This window comes from Actinomyces oris (assembly GCF_001553935.1).
In the GTDB taxonomy this organism is placed as follows: domain Bacteria; phylum Actinomycetota; class Actinomycetes; order Actinomycetales; family Actinomycetaceae; genus Actinomyces; species Actinomyces oris_A.
On record NZ_CP014232.1, the window covers coordinates 1,399,518 to 1,417,242 of the forward strand.

The following is a 17,725-nucleotide window of genomic DNA, read 5'->3' on the forward strand; positions in this document are numbered from 1 at the left end:
CTGCGAAGGTTGTGGTGACCAGAAGACGCAACACGTCACTACCTCTGAAGGAGATCCGCATGGACACCAACTACACCACCAAGTCGCAGGAGGCGATCTCCGGGGCCATGCAGGCCGCCGCCGCGGCCGGCAACCCCCAGATCGAGCCCGCGCACCTGCTCGTTGAGCTCCTCTCCCAGCCCGACGGCGTCGCCGCCGGACTCCTGGCCGCGGTCTGCCCCGACGCGGCGGCCCGCCAGGCCGTCGGCGCCTCCGCGCGCCGCATCCTCACCCAGCTGCCCGCCTCCTCGGGCTCCTCCATGACCCAGCCCCAGCCCTCGCGCTCCCTGCTGGCCGCCCTGGAGGCCGCCTCGACGGTCGCCAAGGAGCTGTCCGACGAGTACATCTCCACCGAGCACCTGCTCATCGGCTTGGCCAAGGGCGACACCTCCGGCTCCGCCCCCACCGTGGCCCGCATCCTGGCCGACGCCGGTGCCACCCCGGAGGCCCTCATCGAGGCCCTGCCCCAGGTCCGAGGCTCCTCCCGAGTCACCTCCGCCAACCCCGAGGGCACCTACAAGACCCTCGAGAAGTACGGCACCGACCTCACCGAGGCCGCCCGGGAGGGCCGCCTCGACCCGGTCATCGGCCGTGACGCCGAGATCCGCCGCGTCGTGCAGGTCCTGTCCCGGCGCACCAAGAACAACCCCGTCCTCATCGGGGAGCCGGGCGTGGGTAAGACCGCCGTCGTCGAGGGCCTGGCCCAGCGCATCGTCGCCGGCGACGTCCCCGAGTCCTTGCGCGGCAAGCGCCTCATCTCCCTGGACCTGTCCGGGATGGTGGCCGGCGCCAAGTACCGCGGTGAGTTCGAGGAGCGCCTCAAGGCGGTCCTCAAGGAGATTAAGGACTCCGACGGGGAGGTCATCACCTTCATCGACGAGCTGCACACCGTCGTCGGCGCCGGCGGCGGCTCCGAGGGCGCCATGGACGCCGGCAACATGCTCAAGCCCATGCTGGCCCGGGGCGAGCTGCGCATGGTGGGTGCCACCACCCTGGACGAGTACCGCGAGAACATCGAGAAGGACCCCGCCCTGGAGCGCCGCTTCCAGCAGGTCTTCGTCGGTGAGCCCAGCGTCGAGGACACCGTGGCCATCCTGCGCGGCATCGCCCCCAAGTACGAGGCCCACCACCAGGTGACCATCTCCGACGGCGCCCTCGTGGCCGCCGCGACCCTCTCCGACCGCTACATCACCGGTCGCCAGCTGCCGGATAAGGCCATCGACCTGGTCGATGAGGCCGCCTCCCGGCTGCGTATGGAGCTCGACTCCAGCCCCGTCGAGATCGACGAGCTGCGCCGCCGCGTGGACCGCATGCGCATGGAGGAGGCCTACCTGGACGAGTCCATCGAGGACGTCTCCAAGGCCGACCCCGCCGACGTCGAGCGCCTCGAGCGCCTGCGCGCCGAGCTGGCCGACGCCTCCGAGGAGCTGGCCTCGCTCAACGCCCGCTGGGAGGCCGAGAAGGCCGGCCACAACAAGGTCGGTGAGCTGCGCGCCGCCCTGGACGAGATGCGCACCCGCGCCGACCTGGCCGAGCGCGAGGGCAACTTCGAGGAGGCCGGCCGCCTGCGCTACGGCGACATGCCCGCCCTGGAGCGCCAGATCCGCGAGGCCGAGGCCGCCGACGACGCCGCCGAGCAGGCGGCAGGCGAGCCGATGATCGCCGAGCAGGTCGGCGCCCCCGAGATCGCCGAGGTCGTGGGGGCCTGGACCGGCATCCCCGTGGGCAAGCTCCTCCAGGGTGAGACCGAGAAGCTCCTGACCATGGAGGACGTCATCGGCGAGCGCCTCATCGGCCAGAAGGCCGCCGTGGCCGCCGTGGCCGACGCGGTGCGCCGCTCGCGGGCCGGCATCTCCGACCCCGACCGCCCCACCGGCTCCTTCCTCTTCCTGGGTCCCACGGGCGTGGGCAAGACCGAGCTGGCCAAGGCCCTGGCCGAGTTCCTCTTCGACGACGAGCGTGCCATCGTGCGTATCGACATGTCCGAGTACTCCGAGAAGCACTCCGTGGCGCGCCTCGTGGGTGCCCCTCCCGGGTACGTCGGCTACGAGGAGGGCGGCCAGCTCACTGAGGCCGTGCGGCGTCGGCCCTACTCCGTGGTCCTGCTCGACGAGGTCGAGAAGGCCCACCCCGAGGTCTTCGACATCCTCCTGCAGGTGCTCGACGACGGCCGCCTCACCGACGGCCAGGGGCGCACGGTCGACTTCCGCAACGTCATCCTCGTGCTCACCTCGAACCTGGGCAGCCAGTTCCTCACCGACCCGCTCACCAGCCCCGAGGAGAAGCGCAACGGGGTCATGAGCGTGGTCCAGGCCTCCTTCAAGCCGGAGTTCCTCAACCGCCTTGACGACATCATCATCTTCGAGGCCCTCTCCAAGGAGGAGCTGGGCGAGATCGTCGGCATCCAGCTGGCGCGCATCGCTCAGCGCCTGACCGGCCGGCGCCTGAGCCTGGAGGTCACCGACGCCGCCCGCAGCTGGCTGGCCGACGAGGGCTATGACCCCGCCTACGGGGCCCGGCCGCTGCGCCGCCTCGTCCAGCGCGAGATCGGCGACCGCCTGGCCCGCATGCTGCTGGCCGGGGAGGTCCTCGACGGGCAGAAGGTCGTCGTTGACAGGGTCGATGGCTCTGAGGGGCTCACGCTGCGGGCCGAGGGCGAGGCGCACCTTCCGTCGGCCTCCTCGGCGGCGTCGCCGGCCTGATCCCGGAACCCGACCGCACCAGTCGCCTGACGCGGAGGCTGTGACAGGCCAGTGATGAGGGGGCGGGCCCACCTGAGTGGTGGGCCCGCCCCTTCGTGCTGCGTGCTGCTGGCTCACGCTGCCGGCTCATGCTGTCAGCGGCGTCGCGGACCTCAGCCGGGCTGGTTGTCCTGGGTGGGCCAGGCGTTGTAGACGCAGCCGCCGGCCAGGTCGTGGCTCTGCTGAGCCATGAGTGGGGCCTTGAGGCCGGCCCCGGCGCAGAACTCGTGCTCGTGGCCGAGGAAATGGCCCACCTCGTGGTTGGTGACGTAGGTGCGGTAGGAGTCGACGTCGGGGTAGGTCACGGCGCCCCAGTTCCACCGGTCGGAGTTGATGACCACGTTGTCCCCGTTGCGGCAGCTCCACATGCCGCCGGTGTCCAGCGGTGAGCACAGGGCGTCGGCGCTGGGTGGCGTGGCGATGTTGAAGGTGAAGTCCGCGCTCGCGGGGTCGGCCACGGGCTGGAAGGACGTGTTCTGCGCGGTGGGCCAGCCGCGCTCGTCATTGAGGATGCGCTCCACGATGGGGGCCGCGGCTGCGGCGTCGACATGCGTGCCGCCCTCGACTCGCAGCACGTAGCGGTAAACGGTGGCGGCCGCGGGCTGGGAGACGGGAACGGCCGGCGCAATGGTCCAGCTGCCGTTGCCGACGGCGCCGGAGTGCGCGAAGCCCTCGGAGTCCAGCTGCGGGGACGGCAGCGCCGAGGCCGACGGCGTCGGTGAGGCTGAGGGGGCGGCCGAGGCCGACGGCGAGGCCGCGCGGGCAGTGGACGCCCGGGCGGAGGACTGGGCGGCGGCCTTGGCCGGGGTTGAGGACTGGCGTGCGGAGGAGCCCAGCGACAGGGCGAAACCGGGGTGGAGCCCCCAGACCCGCAGCCCGACGACGATCAGGGCCAGCGCCACGACGAAGGTCGTGCCGTACAGGAGCCGGTTGCGGGCGCGACGCCGACGTCGCTCCCGGCGGGCGATGGTGAGGGCTCGCCGGCTGGCGGGATCGGGGGCGTCCGACGAAGGGCGCTGCGGGGAGGGCCGGCCCTCGGGGCTGCGTCGATGACCGGCGGATGTTCGACGGCGTCCAGATGTCGACGACGAGGCGCGGCCGGGGCGGGAGGGGCGCCGCGGCGGCTGCGGGGTCGAGGGACGCATGCGACCATCGTAGGGGCGTGCGTCCGACCAACCCGCCGGGAGGCATCCCTGCGCGCCCAAGGTCACATGCGGCGTCGGGGCAGCCTCAGACGATCTCGTAGCCGATGTCGGGGGCGAGCGCCTTCAGCAGGGCGTAGAGCGTGGCGTCGGCCAGCGGGGCGGTGTCCCGGGGCAGAGCCGGCAGGCTGTCGCGCGCGGGGGAGAACAGCACTGTCATCTCGCCCCCGGTCATCGTCGAGCGGGCGCGCAGGCCGTCGACGTCGGGCAGCTGAATCCGGATGGCGCGCGCCCAGGCCCGGCACGTCGAGCGCGGGGCGCTGTCGAGGCTGACCGAGGCGCCGTTGCGCAGCGCCCAGGTACTGGTGAGATCGAGCAGGCGCAGCGGACGAGTCGCCTCCCAGACCTGCAGAAGAGGCATATCGCTGCGCGTGTCGATGACGCGGGTATCGGCGAAGACCTCCGCCACGCACGTGAGCAAGTCACCGGCGGTGTAGAGGACCCCGTGCTCCGGATGCTCCCCCGTCGGCAGCGGGTGCGGATCCCAGCGGCATCGCGGGTGCGGCCCCCAGGTCCGCAGCTCGCCCCACGGCAGGGGGTGAGGGCTGAGCGCGAAGGCGACGCGGGCGAGCTCGGCGTGCTCCACCGTCACGATGTCGTCCGGGCGGGTGTCGAGCGTCGACGGCGGCTGCGGAGGATTCTTCGGTCGGGGACTCACCGGTGGTCCGCATCCGAGAACTGCTGGACCACTGCCGCCGGGTCCCCGCCGGCGATCAGCCACTGCGCGGGTGTCGCCCCGTCGAGCAGCTCGGGATCCGACGTCGTCATCCGCGCCTCGATGGTGGCCGGCGTCAGCCCCTCGCGCAGGGCGGGCACCACCGTTGCCAGGCCCGGGATCGGGCGGCCCTCATGGAACTGCCACGTGGGGAATCTCAGCGACCGCCCCTCGCGGTAGGCGTAGAGGGTGCGCCCGGCCGCGCGGGTGATCGTCGTCGTTGTCCGGCTGAGCAGGGTGGCGACCTGGCGGGTACTCAGAGAGCGCGCCAGCGTGCAGGCCGCCTGGACGGCCTCATGCTGGGCGGTGAGCTGCTCGGCGTACGTGCGATCGGACAGGACGCGCTCCACTGTGCGGGCTGTGGACTTGCTGTGGCCGCGAGGGGTGGTTCGAGCCAGGAAGTCGGTCATGCCGGCGGATACCGGGCCGACGCCTCCCTGCGATGTGCGGGCAGTGGCCTCGCGCATCGCGTCCGCGAGCTCCTCGTCGCTGAGGTCGAGGTGGTCGAGCAGGCCGGCAAGAACAGTCATGGAGTGAGTGTAATGCACTGAGTGTGCATGTGCATGCATCCATGATGCGTCTCGGTGATTTCTGGCGGGGTCGGCGGCCTCGTCGTTGGAGAGGCTCGCGGCATGTATTTGAACCGGAAACAAGAATCTCGTAAGTGTTATGCAACTGTGACCAACGCGGTGCTGCACTGCGAACCTGGATGAAATCACAAAAGAGTCTGGGTGGCGACGGGAGGTTGTGGCGGCCAGCAATCCCAGCAGCCCCAACAGACCGCATGGTCGGGGAACTCTGTGCTGGTAGGAGCCGGTTAATTGTGTGAAAACTGAGACCAAGTCGTCACTCACGTCACGGGGAGGGCACGTGGAGGTCACACTTGAGCGGATTATTCCGATGAGGGCCTTTCTGCCTTGCAATTCTCTTACTGGAAGGTGCCATGATGCCGCCATGAACACTGTCAGTACCCCGACTTCGCCCCAAGCTGCCCCGGCTAGGCGGCGCGGACCCGGGCGCCCCCGAGCGGGCAGCGAGGACAAGCGAGCACGCATCCTCAATGAAGCCGTGGTTCTCTTCGGAGAGCACGGGTATGCCGGCACCTCCCTGGCCGACATCGCCAACGCGGCAGACATTTCCAAGGCCGGACTCCTGCACCACTTCTCCTCCAAGGACGAGCTCTTCTGCAAGGTGCTGGAGCGCCGTGACCGCGAGGACGCCCTGAGCATTCTCGTGGAGTCCCCGGCCGTCGAGGGCGACGCCGCCACGGCCCCCGTCGACACCGTCGGCAACCTGGACACCCTCGACGTCGCGGGTGTCTCCGACCTTGACGGCAACCCCTGGGCCCTGCTGGAGCGCTACATCGAGCTACTCGAGCGCAACGTCGCCCACCGGGACCTCACGGCGATCTACACCGCGACGGCAGTCTCGGTCCTCGACGCCGAGCACCCCGCGCACCGGTGGATGGCCAACCACCTCAACAGCGCCGTCGAGCGCTTCGAGTCCAGCTTCGAGGCCGGCAAGACCGCCGGGATCGTGGACCCGCAGATGCCTTCGCGCCTCGTGGCTCGCAGCCTGGTCGCCCTCATCGACGGTCTCCAGCTGCAGTGGCTGTGCTCGACGACGCCCGGGACGGCCGCCTCGGAGGCTCTGTCCACCGACCTGGTGGCGGAGATCCGCCTCTACGCCGACTGCCTGCGCAGCCAGTGGGAGGTCCAGGAGACCCCGGAGACCCCTCAGCGGCCCAAGGCGGCCTGACGGTCACAGGCGCCGCGTCGCACCGGACTCGGCACGCCACGAATCCTCATCAGAATCCCTATCCATCCCATCCGGCTCGGGAACCTCGTGTTCCCGAGCCGGTCCTGTACTCGGGCGCCGGTCGTGAGCGGGTGGCCCGCTCGGCACCGGCCCGGTTCAGCGATCCGCCCACAGCAGCAGGTGTGGGGTGATGGAGGCCAGGTCCGGGACGACGACGAGGCCGGGGTCGGCCGGGAAGTGCTTGGTGGCTCCGATCTGCACGACGTGGATCCCGTTGCCCCGGGCCGAGGCCGCCCCCGTGGGGGAGTCCTCGACGACGACGCAGTCCTGGGGCCGCAGGTCGAGGCGCTCGACCGCCGTGGCGTAAGGCAGTGGATCGGGCTTGGCCCCGACGCCGTCGTCACCGGTGACCAGGACGGCGAAGACGTCGCCGAGCGCGGAGGCCACCTTCTCGACGATCCGGCGCGGTGAGGCCGAGACGATCCCCTGAGCCAGCCCCACCTCCGAAAGCGCCGAGGTGATCCGCAGCGCTCCGGGCAGCAGGGGAGGGGCGGCGCTCACGGAGGCCTCGACGTCGTGCGCGATCGCCTCGAAGACCTCCTGCGTGGCAGGGTCGTCCCAGGAGCGTGTGGCGCCGGTGGCGGCAATGAGCTCACGGGCCTGACGGATCGAGGCCCCCGTCATCTGGGCGACGAGCTCGGGGCGCGGGTCACCGCCCAGGGCCTGGCAGTGGTGGATGAATGCCTCGTCCCAGAAGGGCTGGGAGTCCATGAGGGTGCCGTCCATGTCCCACAGGACAGCGCGCACCGTGAAGTTGGGAGTGGGGGAGGTCGTCATGAGAAATAGCCTAACCGGAGGGTGGCGCAGCGCACAGGGTCTGGGCGTGCTGCCTCATGACCCGCCTGCCGGTGCTCAGGGCTATGCGCTGCGTCGTCGTCCTGGCAGACTGCCGTCAGGACGTCAGGTGGTGCACGCGCCCGATCCCAACAGGGTGTGCAGGTGGCGGCGCAGTCGGAGGGGCCGGGAGGAGAGCGGGTGGGCGACACCTACAGGACCACGATGGCGGACGTGGCCAAGGCGGCCGGCGTCTCGCGCACGACGGTGTCCTTCGTGCTCAACAACCGCGACGGCGCTCGGATCCCACCGCAGACCCGTGAGCGCGTCCAGCAGGTGGCTGCCGAGCTCGGCTACCGCCCGCACGGCGGGGCGCGGGCCCTGGCCTCGCGCCGATCCTCCCTCATCGGCCTGGTCTCCGAGATCGTCACCAGCCCTTTCGCCGCCGCCACGATCCGCGGGATCCAGGACACCGTCCGGGCCGCCGGCTACACGCTGTTCATCGTGCCGACCTCGACGGAGGCCACTGTGGAGGCCGAGGCCTTCGAGACGCTGCTGAAGTCCCGGGTCGAGGGGATCATCTACGCCACCGGGTGGAACTGCCGGGTTCGCATGCCGGCGCAGGCCCGCGAGATCCCCACCGTCCTGGTCCACTGCATCGACCCGGTCTCCGGCCTTCCCTGCGTGCGCCCCGACGAGGAGCAGATGGGGCGCCTGGCCGCGCAGGCGCTCTTGGAGGGCCATCACCGCGACATCGGTGTCATCGAGCTCGACCCCAACGACGGTGAGGCCGCCCCGGGGCGGCGCATCGGCTGCCGGACCTACCTGGAGCAGGCCGGCATCCCCTGGAGCACCGTGCACGTGGCCGTCGGTCACGGCACCACCCGGGACGGGTACGCGGCCGCCTCCCGCCTGCTGACGGACCATCCCTGGCTGACCGGGCTGGTGTGCGGCAACGACTGCATGGCGATGGGCGCCTATGCCGCGATCCGTGAGCAGGGGCTGCGAGTGCGCGAGGACGTGGCCGTCATCGGGATCGACGACCAGGAGCTCATCGCGGATCAGGTCCATCCGGCCCTGACGACGGTCGCGCTGCCCTTCGAGGAGATGGGCCAGGTGGCCGTCTCCCACCTGCTGGCCCTCATGGAGGGCGAGGAGGTGCCCGCTGAGACGCTCCTGCCGGGTACGATCATCCGTCGCTCCTCAGCCTGACAGCGCATCGTGCCGTCCATGTGGCCGGGGACATTGTGCGCGTACGGGTGCGGAGCCCTCCTAGCGGGGGCGTTCTGCGCCGTCGGGGACAGGATTCCGGTCCCCGACGGCGTCGAACGTCCCCGACCGCACCGAAATGTCCCCGAGGGCGTCGAAAGTCCCCGGCCGCAGGGGAATGTCCCCGGCCGTGAGGGAGACGCTGCCGCTCAGGAGCGCCGACGGCGTAGGCGCAGTGCGTAGGCGCCGGTCGCGGCGGCGGCCGCCCCCAGGGCGCCCAGGGTCAGGGAGGTGCCGGTGCGGGCCAGCGGGAAGCGGGCGGAGACGCTCTTACCGGCCGCAGCGGCGGTGGGGCTCGCCGACGCCGATGCCGCCTTCGCCTGGCCACGGGCCGGCCCCTGGACGGCGGGCTTGCCGGCCCCGGGGGAGTCGGGGCCCTCGGCCGGGGCGCCGGCGTCCTGGACGGAACCCAGGTGCCACAGGCTCAGAGAACCCAGATGCGCCGTGCCGCCCTCGGCGTAGAGTGAGACCCCCGTGGCGTCCTGTTCGGGGTAGACGGTCTGGGTGATGACAGGAGTGCCGTCGGCCGCGAAGACCTCCACGGAGTGGGCGTCAACAATGATGCGCAGGTGGACCTGTCCCTTGCTGTCCGGTGACAGCGGCGCGGTGGACCGGGCCGGGAACTTCGGGGAGAAGTCGGTGACCCCGGAGTGGGTGCGGTCCACGACGAGCTGCTTGGCCTGGGAGTCGTAGCCGATGAGCGTGTACTGCTCGCCGTTATCGAGGACCTTGAGACCGGCGAAGGAGGAGGCGCTGGGGCTCAGGTCCACGCTGATGTCCAGAGAGGTGCCCTGAGCGGCCTTGCCCAGAGAGGTCTCGCCCACCGGGATGTCGGTGTCCTTCCGGATGAGCTCCTGGCCGGTGCGCAGGGACTCCAGGGCGGTGACGGGCTGGGCGGTCAGGCGCAGCTTGCCGTTCACCCGGGTCAGTCCCATCTCGCGCACCGTGGACATGGCGGTACGCCAGGTGGTGGTGGGCAGGTCGCGCACATAGGCCCAGTTGCTCATCCAACCCACCTGGTAGCGCTTGCCGTTGGGGACGTTGTCCCACGTGACGGCCGCGTAGTAGTCCTTGCCGTAGTCCAGGCGTGGGACGACGTCGGCCCCGGAGAAGGCCTTCGTGTCCGACTGGAGGATCTGGTCGACCATGAGGTGGCCCCAGTCCTCGGCGTTGCCGTTGCGGTCCTCGATGACGAGGCGGGCCTTGCGGCCCTTGTAGGCCGCCACGTTCATGCTCGTCCACTCCAGGGTCCCGGAGTTGTTGCCGGTGGCGGAGGCGACGACCTTTCCGTCCACGACGAGGTTGACGGAGGTGTTGTCCGCGATGGGGGAGGCCTTCTTGTCCGAGGCGCGCACCTCGTCCAGGAGGATGTGTCCCCAGCCTCCGGTGGCCGTGTCGGTGACGACGATCTGGGCGGACTTGCCCTTGAGGTCGCTGACGTCCCAGCTCTGCCAGTTGAGCTCCTCCAGGTTGCGGCCGGTGGCCGAGCGCACCACCTTGCCGTCAACGATCAGCTCGACGACGCTCACCCTGGAGCCCCCGTCGGCGCCGCCCTCGGGGCGGGGGTTGTTGCCGCCGCCCATGAGGAGGTTGAGGTAGGCGGAGTCGATGGTGAAGGTCGGCGAGGTGGCGGTGCCGGTGGGGGCGTCAGAGCCCTGCCCGGTGGCGGCGTCGAGATAGGTGTTGAGCAGCCCGGCGCTGGAGTGGTTGACCAGCGGCTGCTGGCCGGGGGTGGCGCCCTGAGGGGGCGTGGCCGCGAAGGCACTGCCCTCCACGGTCCAGCCCTCCCAGGAGCCGTCGAAGCCGGCCAGGAGCCTGCCGCCGCCGTTGTCGCCGGTGGCCTGCGGGTTGTAGGGGTGCTTGCCGCCGGCGGTGCGCAGGTTGATATAGGACGAGGAGACCGTGAACTCATCCGAGGTCAGCGTGCCGGTGTCGGCGTCGCCGCTGCCGAAGGAGTCCACGTAGGCCTTGCCCTGGTGCCCGGGCAGGTCCCCGGTGGCCGGGCCCGAGCCGAAGGCGGCGCCGTCGGCCTTCCAGCCGGCGTAGCCGTTCTCGAAGTCGGCCAGGGTCGTGCCCTCCTCACCGCTGTAGTGGGGGATCTCGTCGGGGGTGAAGGTGGTGCCGTCCCAGCTGCCCACGAAGTACTGGGCCGAGTCGGCCACCGTGACTACCAGGACCCACTTGACCTCCTGGGAGCTGCCGTCGACCGGCAGCGGGAAGAAGTCCGGGCACTCCCACACGGCCGAGGTGATGCCCTCCCCGCCGAAGCTGGACTGCTCGGTCCAGTGGATGAGGTCGGGGGAGGAGTAGAAGGAGACGCGGTGCTCGGTGGCGTGGGAGACCACCATGGTCCAGCGCCCGGAGGCCTGGTCCCAGAAGACCTTCGGGTCGCGGAACTCGTTGGAGCCGATGTCCAGGACCGGGTCACCGTTGTTGTACAGGTTCCAGGTGCGGCCCTTGTCCGTGGAGTAGGCCAGGGACTGGGACTGGTTGCCGCCGACGTCGGCCCGCGTCCACACCGCGACCATCGCCGGGTTGTCCGGGCTGCCCAGGCCGGAGGTGTTCTTGGTGTCGATGACCGCTGATCCGGAGAACACCCCGTACTGCGAGGTGTGCGGGATCGCCACCCCCAGCTCCTGCCAGTGGACCAGGTCCTTGGAGACGGCGTGGCCCCAGGACATGTTGCCCCAGTCCGAGCCCTCGGGGTTGTACTGGTAGAACATGTGGTACTCGCCGTCGTAATAGACGAGCCCGTTGGGGTCGTTCATCCAGTTCTTCTGGGGGGTGTAGTGGCTCTGCGGGCGCCACCGCTCGCCGGTCTGGTCGGCCTTCGGGGCCGTCGGTGCGGCTGGTGCGTTTGGTGCGGCGGAGACCGGTCGGGCCTGGCCGGAGGCGGCTGCGGGCATGGAGGCCAGCGTAGAGGCGGCCGCCAGCAGGCAGAAGGCGGTCAGGGCGCTGAGTGCTCGGGTGGTCCGACTCATGTGCTGTCCTCCGGGAAGCGGGCTCGGCGTGAACGAGGGCGGGCGCCGTTGCGGGTCGGGGCGATGGTCAGGGCCTGCCGCCCCGTTTCCTACGCCGATCCGATAACGCGCGTTAGCGCCGGTAATAAGTTACGCGGACCCTCAACGTCGGGCAAGCAATCATGGGGGCGAGTCCCGATCAACATCGGGGACGTCTCAGGGTGCTCCCCGATACCCAGTGGCGGGCCTCGTCACCCAGACTGGTTGCCATGACGCAGCAGCAGTACCCCGGTCAGTTCAGCCACTCCACCCGCTCCGAGGGTGAGGGCGCCTCCTCCGGCCGTTCGGGAGAGTTCTTCCGTTTCCGCGACTCCCTGCCCCGGCGCTCCCGTGAGCACCGCATTCTCGGCGGTGTCTGCGGGGGTTTGGCCGAGGCCTGGAACATGCCCGTGACCGCGGTGCGCGTCGGTGTGATCCTGGCCAGCTTCCTGCCCGGCCCCATGTTCCTGGTCTACGTCGGAGCCTGGTGCCTCATGCTCGATGAGCCCGCACCTGCCCAGTACTGACTGATCGGCTCTGCGCCCGCCTCGCCACCTCCGGTTCCACGGGTGACGCGGCGGGCGCAGTGCGTGGCAGTGCCCATCGGCCGCGGCCCGGCGCCCGCTGCGTCCCCGGCCGTGACACGGGGGCGGTGGCTTCGCGGGAAGGCGCCGTCGATGGGAGGATCGAGCCGTGACCGACACCGTGAATGACGCCGTGACTGCTTCAGCGACCAGCATCGAGTTCCTCTCCGCCTACGACCAGGGCTTCGCCCGCGTCGCCGCCGTCACCCTGCCGGTGGTGCCCGTCGACCCGGCCGCCAACGCCGCCGCCATCATCGAACAGGCCCGCACCCTGGCAGACGACGGCGTCTGCCTGGCCGCCTTCCCCGAGCTGTGCCTGACCGGCTACGCCATCGACGACCTCCTGCTGTCCGACGTCCTGCTGTCCGACGTGCTCGCGGCCATCGAGACCCTGCGCGCCGCCAGCGCCGACCTCCTGCCCGCCCTCGTCGTCGGCGCGCCCCTGCGCCTGGGTGACCGCCTCTACAACTGCGCCCTGATCATCCAGGGCGGGCGGGTGCGCGGCGTCGCCCCCAAGTCCTACCTGCCCACCTACCGAGAGTTCTACGAGAAGCGGCACTTCGCCCCTGGTGACGCTCTGCCCGCCGGGGTGGAGAGCATCGAGCTGCCCGGCGTGCGCAGCGGCTTCGACGGCGTCGAGAGCGCGGGCGGCGCCGAGCCGGTCGCCCGGGTCCCCTTCGGGGCGAACCTCCTGTTCGAGGTCGAGGACGTCCCCGGCCTGACCTTCCACGTCGAGGTCTGCGAGGACATGTGGGTGCCCGTCCCGCCGTCGTCGCTGGCGGCGCTGGCCGGGGCAACGGTCCTGGTCAACCTCTCCGGCTCGCCCATCACGGTGGGGCGGGCCGAGGACCGTGAGCTGCTGGCCCGCTCCTCCTCGGCCCGGGGGCTGGCCGCCTACGTCTACGCCGCCGCCGGGCAGGGCGAGTCCTCCACGGACCTGGCCTGGGACGGCCAGACCCTCGTCTACGAGAACGGCGAGCTGCTCGGCACCACCGAGCGTTTCCCCGACGGGCCGCGCGCCACCGTCGTCGACGTCGACATCGAGGGCCTGCGCGCCGAGCGCCTGCGCCAGGGGACCTTCGCCGACAACGCCCGCACCCTGAGCTCCCCGGTCGCCGGCGCCCCGACCGCGGCCACCACCTTCACCGACCCGGCGGCCTTCCGGCGCATCCGGATCGACGCCGCCGACCTGGCCGCCCCGCGCACGGACATCGGCCTGCACCGCCGTGTGGACCGCTTCCCCTTCGTGCCCGACGACCCGGCCCGACTCGCCCAGGACTGCTACGAGGCCTACAACATCCAGGTGGCCGCCCTCGTCCAGCGCCTGGGGGCCATCGGCAACCCCAAGATCGTCATCGGCGTCAGCGGCGGCCTGGACTCCACCCACGCCCTCATCGTGGCCGCCCGCGCCATGGACCGCCTGGGCCGGCCCCGCTCGGACATCCACGCCATCACCATGCCCGGCTTCGCCACGAGCGCCGGCACGCGCCGCAACGCCGAGGACCTCGCCGTCGGCCTGGGCTGCACCTTCGAAGAGCTCGACATCCGGGCCACCGCCACCCAGATGCTTACCGAGATGGGCCACCCCTACGGCGAGTACGCCCGCAACGGGGTCCTGCCCGAGGGGGCGAGCGAGCGCGAGCTCTACGACGTCACCTTCGAGAACGTCCAGGCGGGCCTGCGCACCGACTTCCTCTTCCGCATCGCCAACCACCGCGGCGGCATCGTCCTGGGCACCGGGGACCTCTCCGAGCTCGCCCTGGGCTGGTGCACCTTCGGGGTGGGCGACCAGATGGCCCACTACGGCGTCAACGCCGGCATCCCCAAGACCCTCATTCAGCACCTCATCCGCTGGGTGGTTGCCGAGGGGTTGTTCGACGAGGCCGTCGGCCGCACGCTGCTGTCCATCCTGGACACCGAGATCAGCCCCGAGCTGGTCCCGGCCGAGGCCGGCGGCGCCATCCAGTCAACCCAGGCCAAGATCGGTCCCTATGCCCTGCAGGACTTCACCCTGTGGCACGTGCTGCGTCGAGGCTCGCGCCCCAGCCGCATCGCCTTCCTGGCGCACCGGGCGTGGGCGGACGCGCAGAGCGGGGACTGGCCCGAGGGGCTGCCGCAGGCCGAGAGGGTCGCCTACGACCTTCCCGAGATCCGGCGCTGGCTCGAGCTGTTCCACCGGCGCTTCTTCACCAACCAGTTCAAGCGCTCCACCCTGCCCAACGGGCCCAAGGTGGTGGCCGGCGGTTCGCTGTCCCCCCGTGGGGACTGGCGCATGCCCTCCGACGCCGCAGCGACCGCCTGGCTGGCCGAGCTCGAGCGCAACGTGCCGCGGGCGTGAGACCCCCGTGAAGAACCGGGACTATTGTCCTATGATGTGAGGCACAACACAATGTGCTTCCTGAGGCTCGCTTTGTTCGGGATTGATTTGAGCAAAACGCATATTTCCGGCGAAAAGTTCCGGTGATGTGTTGGTAACGCGCGTTATCTTCATTGGTTTTGTGCGCTTCTGTGTGAAAGTGGTGGGCGCATGAGTGGTGGCGATCACGCTGATCCTTTTTATCGTCGCCCTGTCACACACGTTGCTGTTGCCCAGGCCATACACACCTTCGGCGGCAGCCCGGATGGGAAAGGTCCCCGCCCATGGTCTGCCTGGTCGTAGCCGCGCACGGACACCTGGCTGAAGGTCTGGTTGCCTCCTCAGCGATGATCGTCGGTCCCAGTGACGACGTCGTCGCCGTCACCTTCGAGCCCTCCGAGGGCCCCGATGACCTGCTGGCGAAGTATGCCGCCGCGGTCGAGGCCTCCCCCAGCCAGGAGTACCTCATCCTCGTCGACCTCTTCGGCGGCAGCCCCTACAACGCCGCCGCCCGGTTCGCGGCGGGACGCGACGACGCCGACGTCGTCACCGGCGTCAACCTGCCCATGGTCATCGAGGTCCTGTCCCGACGTCTCACCGGCGCTGGTCTCGTCGAGCTCGTGGAGGCCGCCCGCACCTCCGCCGTCGACGGCGTCAAGGTCCTCTCCGAAGTCTTCACCCCTGCCCCCACCACCACTTCCGACGATGAAGGAGACGAGCTCTGATGGACGTCAAGCTCCTGCGTATTGATTCCCGCCTGGTTCACGGACAGGTCGCCAACAACTGGGCCGGATCCCTGGGCGCCGAGGCCATCCTCGCCGTTTCCGACGGCGCCGCCAACGACGAGCTGCGCAAGACCCTCATGCTGCAGACCGGTGGCGGCAAGGTGAAGGTCCACGTGCTGGGCGTGGAGAAGGCCGCCCGCGTCTACAAGAACCCCAAGTACGAGACCCTCAAGGCCGTCATCGTCGTCGAGACCCCGGCCGACATCGTGCGCCTGCTCGACCTGGGCGTGGAGGCCAAGGAGGTCAACGTCGGCGGCATGACCTTCAAGCAGGGCACCAGCCAGGTCTCCCAGGCCGTCTACGCCAGCCCTGCCGACGTCGAGGCCTTCAAGGAGATCGACTCCCGCGGCATCAAGCAGTACATCCAGCAGGTGCCCTCCACCGCGAGCTCCGACCTCATGGGGGCCCTCAAGGAGAAGGGCCTGCTCTAAGGGCGCGGCTCCGTCCCCACACCTCCCTCAGACACCTCCATCCCGTCACCCTTCGGTGGTGGGCTCAGCAGGAGTGTCCTGTCAACCCTCACATGAGAGAGACATACCGTGCATGACATCAATCTGATCCAGATCATTCTGGTCACGCTCGTGGCGTTCGTCGCGGGTATGGCCAGCGTCCTGGACGAGCGGCAGTTCCACCGCCCGCTCGTCGCCTGCACCCTGACCGGGATCGCCCTGGGCAACCCCACCATTGGCATCATGGTCGGCGGCTCCCTGGAGCTGCTCGCCCTGGGGTGGATGAACGTCGGTGCCGCCATGGCTCCCGACTCCGCCCTGGCGTCCACCGTCTCCACCATCATCGCGGTGGCCTCGGTCGGTGACGCCTCCTCCACCAAGAGCGCCATCGCGGCCGCCATCGGTGTGGCCGTCCCGCTGGCCGTCGCCGGCCAGGCCCTGACGATCTTCGTACGAACGATCGCCATCTTCTTCGCCCACCAGGCGGACCGCTTCGCGGAGCAGGCCAACTACCGGGGCATCGCCATCATGCACTTCACGACCCTGGGCCTGCAGGGACTGCGCGTCGCCATCCCGACCGCAGTGGTTGCCGGACTGGCCTCAGGCGACACGGTCAAGCACGCCCTCGACGCCATTCCGAAGGTCATCACCGAGGGCCTGGGCATTGCCGGAGGCTTCATCGTCGTCGTCGGTTACGCCATGGTCATCAACATGATGAAGGCGCGCAAGCTCATGCCCTTCTTCTTCCTGGGCTTCATCTTCGCCACCTTCGCCACCACCGTGGGGGGCTCGGCCTCGGTCGGTGACCACAGCAAGGGCATCGACAAGTGGGTCATCAACCTCGCTCCCAACGGCGCCACCCTCGTGGCGCTGGGCATCCTGGGGGCCTGCCTGGCCGTCATCTACGTCCAGCTCAACCCCGAGTTCCATGACTCCGTGCGCCTGCCCGCCGCCGCCTCCCCCGCAGCCAGCAGCGGCTCCAGCAGCGACCTGGATGACGACCTCGACGACGAGCTCGACTGAGCTGGAAGAAGGAAGACTGTTATGACTACTGAAACCGCTCCGGCCACCGCGGAGAAGATGCTCACCACTCGTGACCTGCGCCGGATGTACTGGCGCTCCACCTTCCTGCTCGGCTCCTTCAACTTCGAGCGCATGCAGGCCATGGGCTTCTGCTACACACTCATGCCCGCCATCCGGAAGTTCTACCGCGACGACAAGAGCGCCCAGGCCGCCGCCCTCAAGCGGCACCTGGAGTTCTACAACACCCACCCCTGGGTCTCCTCGGTCGTCTTCGGTGTTACTGCCGCCATGGAGGAGCAGAAGGCCAAGGGTGAGGAGATCTCCGAGGAGACCATCACCTCGGTCAAGGTCGGCCTCATGGGGCCGCTGGCCGGCGTCGGCGACCCCATCTTCTGGGGGACCGCTCGCCCCGTCCTGGCGGCGCTGGGCGCCTCCCTGGCCCTCAACGGCTCGATCGTGGGCCCGCTGCTGTTCTTCGTCGGCATCAACCTCCTGCGTGTGCTCACCCGCTGGTACGGCCTGAAGTTCGGCTACGAGCGCGGGACCGAGATGGTCACCGAGGTCGGTGGTGGCCAGCTCAGGAAGATCACCCAGATGGCCGCCATCATGGGTCTGTTCGTCATGGGCGCCCTGGTCTCCAAGTGGACCTCCATCAAGTTCCCGACCGTGGTCTCCTCAGTGAAGAACGACGACGGGATCATGGTCGACACCACTGTCCAGAGCATCCTCGACCAGCTGCTGCCCGGCCTGGCGGCGTTGGGCCTGACCTTCCTGTGCATGTGGCTGCTCAATAAGAAGGTCAACGCCCTGTGGATCATCCTGGGCATGTTCGCCGTCGGCATCCTGGGCCGCTGGACCGGCTTCCTGGGAGTCTGACGACGGTATCCGCATCCCGTCCCTGAGCGGGGAGGGCGCTGGAGGACTCGCCTCCGGTTCCCTCCCCGCTCCACACGCTCGGTAGAATGCTGAAG

General features: G+C 69.9%; 15 protein-coding genes. 9 read left to right on the forward strand and 6 right to left on the reverse strand.

What is annotated here, in order from left to right:
* Nucleotides 1-59 precede the first annotated feature (59 nt).
* Nucleotides 60-2,741, forward strand: a complete 2,682-nt coding sequence (clpB, locus tag AXE84_RS05840) for an ATP-dependent chaperone ClpB (protein WP_060957188.1) — start codon at nucleotides 60-62, stop codon at nucleotides 2,739-2,741.
* A gap of 152 nt (nucleotides 2,742-2,893) precedes the next feature.
* Here the strand turns inward: clpB and AXE84_RS05845 are convergent, their stop codons facing one another.
* The 3 genes from AXE84_RS05845 to AXE84_RS05855 all read right to left on the reverse strand — a co-directional run bounded on the left by AXE84_RS05845 (nucleotide 2,894) and on the right by AXE84_RS05855 (nucleotide 5,227).
* The gene (locus tag AXE84_RS05845) at nucleotides 2,894-3,925 is read right to left on the reverse strand and encodes a DUF3152 domain-containing protein (protein WP_060957189.1); all 1,032 of its coding nucleotides are present in this window, start codon (nucleotides 3,923-3,925) and stop codon (nucleotides 2,894-2,896) included.
* Nucleotides 3,926-4,010: 85 nt separating this feature from the next.
* Nucleotides 4,011-4,640: an RES family NAD+ phosphorylase gene (locus tag AXE84_RS05850; RefSeq protein ID WP_236750185.1), complete on the reverse strand. Its 630-nt coding sequence runs from the start codon at nucleotides 4,638-4,640 to the stop codon at nucleotides 4,011-4,013.
* A complete protein-coding gene (locus AXE84_RS05855) occupies nucleotides 4,637-5,227 on the reverse strand; it encodes a hypothetical protein (RefSeq protein ID WP_060957190.1) in 591 nt (196 codons plus the stop codon). Before AXE84_RS05855 ends, AXE84_RS05850 begins: the two co-directional genes overlap by 4 nt.
* Before the next feature lie 538 nt (nucleotides 5,228-5,765).
* Here AXE84_RS05855 and AXE84_RS05860 point away from each other — a divergent pair.
* Nucleotides 5,766-6,455: a TetR/AcrR family transcriptional regulator gene (locus AXE84_RS05860; RefSeq protein ID WP_010613340.1), complete on the forward strand. Its 690-nt coding sequence runs from the start codon at nucleotides 5,766-5,768 to the stop codon at nucleotides 6,453-6,455.
* A gap of 156 nt (nucleotides 6,456-6,611) precedes the next feature.
* Here the strand turns inward: AXE84_RS05860 and AXE84_RS05865 are convergent, their stop codons facing one another.
* A complete protein-coding gene (locus AXE84_RS05865; RefSeq protein ID WP_010613339.1) occupies nucleotides 6,612-7,292 on the reverse strand; it encodes an HAD family hydrolase in 681 nt (226 codons plus the stop codon).
* Between the two features lie 198 nt (nucleotides 7,293-7,490).
* Here AXE84_RS05865 and AXE84_RS05870 point away from each other — a divergent pair, with 198 nt between their 5' ends.
* The gene (locus tag AXE84_RS05870) at nucleotides 7,491-8,501 is read left to right on the forward strand and encodes a LacI family DNA-binding transcriptional regulator (protein ID WP_060957191.1); all 1,011 of its coding nucleotides are present in this window, start codon (nucleotides 7,491-7,493) and stop codon (nucleotides 8,499-8,501) included.
* A 206-nt stretch (nucleotides 8,502-8,707) separates the two neighbouring features.
* Here the strand turns inward: AXE84_RS05870 and AXE84_RS05875 are convergent, their stop codons facing one another.
* On the reverse strand, nucleotides 8,708-11,539 hold the full coding sequence (locus AXE84_RS05875) for a GH32 C-terminal domain-containing protein (protein WP_060957192.1): 2,832 nt from the start codon (nucleotides 11,537-11,539) through the stop codon (nucleotides 8,708-8,710).
* 248 nt (nucleotides 11,540-11,787) lie between these two features.
* On the opposite strand from AXE84_RS05875, the gene AXE84_RS05880 reads away from it, so the two are divergent.
* Both AXE84_RS05880 and AXE84_RS05885 read left to right on the forward strand, forming a co-directional pair.
* Nucleotides 11,788-12,084, forward strand: coding sequence for a PspC domain-containing protein (locus AXE84_RS05880; RefSeq protein ID WP_010613335.1), 297 nt, complete (start codon nucleotides 11,788-11,790; stop codon nucleotides 12,082-12,084).
* 166 nt (nucleotides 12,085-12,250) lie between these two features.
* On the forward strand, nucleotides 12,251-14,479 hold the full coding sequence (locus AXE84_RS05885) for an NAD(+) synthase (RefSeq protein WP_060957193.1): 2,229 nt from the start codon (nucleotides 12,251-12,253) through the stop codon (nucleotides 14,477-14,479).
* Between the two features lie 21 nt (nucleotides 14,480-14,500).
* Here AXE84_RS05885 and AXE84_RS12875 read toward each other — a convergent pair whose 3' ends face one another.
* Nucleotides 14,501-14,686, reverse strand: coding sequence for a hypothetical protein (locus tag AXE84_RS12875; protein ID WP_150116255.1), 186 nt, complete (start codon nucleotides 14,684-14,686; stop codon nucleotides 14,501-14,503).
* 95 nt (nucleotides 14,687-14,781) lie between these two features.
* Between AXE84_RS12875 and AXE84_RS05890 the strand changes: the two genes are divergently transcribed.
* The 4 genes from AXE84_RS05890 to AXE84_RS05905 all read left to right on the forward strand — a co-directional run bounded on the left by AXE84_RS05890 (nucleotide 14,782) and on the right by AXE84_RS05905 (nucleotide 17,630).
* Complete coding sequence (locus AXE84_RS05890; protein WP_060957194.1) at nucleotides 14,782-15,222, forward strand: PTS sugar transporter subunit IIA; 441 nt, start codon at nucleotides 14,782-14,784, stop codon at nucleotides 15,220-15,222.
* Nucleotides 15,222-15,713: a PTS system mannose/fructose/N-acetylgalactosamine-transporter subunit IIB gene (locus AXE84_RS05895; protein ID WP_009407462.1), complete on the forward strand. Its 492-nt coding sequence runs from the start codon at nucleotides 15,222-15,224 to the stop codon at nucleotides 15,711-15,713. Before AXE84_RS05890 ends, AXE84_RS05895 begins: the two co-directional genes overlap by 1 nt.
* A 108-nt stretch (nucleotides 15,714-15,821) precedes the next feature.
* On the forward strand, nucleotides 15,822-16,754 hold the full coding sequence (locus tag AXE84_RS05900) for a PTS mannose/fructose/sorbose transporter subunit IIC (protein ID WP_010613332.1): 933 nt from the start codon (nucleotides 15,822-15,824) through the stop codon (nucleotides 16,752-16,754).
* Between the two features lie 21 nt (nucleotides 16,755-16,775).
* Nucleotides 16,776-17,630: a PTS system mannose/fructose/sorbose family transporter subunit IID gene (locus AXE84_RS05905; RefSeq protein ID WP_060957195.1), complete on the forward strand. Its 855-nt coding sequence runs from the start codon at nucleotides 16,776-16,778 to the stop codon at nucleotides 17,628-17,630.
* Nucleotides 17,631-17,725 lie beyond the last annotated feature (95 nt).

Bases quoted from the DNA above. Each gene is read 5' to 3' on its own strand.
- clpB (WP_060957188.1), top strand. From the start codon at position 60: ATGGACACCAACTACACCACCAAGTCGCAGGAGGCGATCTCCGGGGCC.
- AXE84_RS05845 (WP_060957189.1), bottom strand. From the start codon at position 3,925: ATGCGTCCCTCGACCCCGCAGCCGCCGCGGCGCCCCTCCCGCCCCGGC.
- AXE84_RS05855 (WP_060957190.1), bottom strand. From the start codon at position 5,227: ATGACTGTTCTTGCCGGCCTGCTCGACCACCTCGACCTCAGCGACGAG.
- AXE84_RS05865 (WP_010613339.1), bottom strand. From the start codon at position 7,292: ATGACGACCTCCCCCACTCCCAACTTCACGGTGCGCGCTGTCCTGTGG.
- AXE84_RS05875 (WP_060957192.1), bottom strand. From the start codon at position 11,539: ATGAGTCGGACCACCCGAGCACTCAGCGCCCTGACCGCCTTCTGCCTG.
- AXE84_RS05880 (WP_010613335.1), top strand. From the start codon at position 11,788: ATGACGCAGCAGCAGTACCCCGGTCAGTTCAGCCACTCCACCCGCTCC.
- AXE84_RS05890 (WP_060957194.1), top strand. From the start codon at position 14,782: ATGGTCTGCCTGGTCGTAGCCGCGCACGGACACCTGGCTGAAGGTCTG.
- AXE84_RS05895 (WP_009407462.1), top strand. From the start codon at position 15,222: ATGGACGTCAAGCTCCTGCGTATTGATTCCCGCCTGGTTCACGGACAG.
- AXE84_RS05905 (WP_060957195.1), top strand. From the start codon at position 16,776: ATGACTACTGAAACCGCTCCGGCCACCGCGGAGAAGATGCTCACCACT.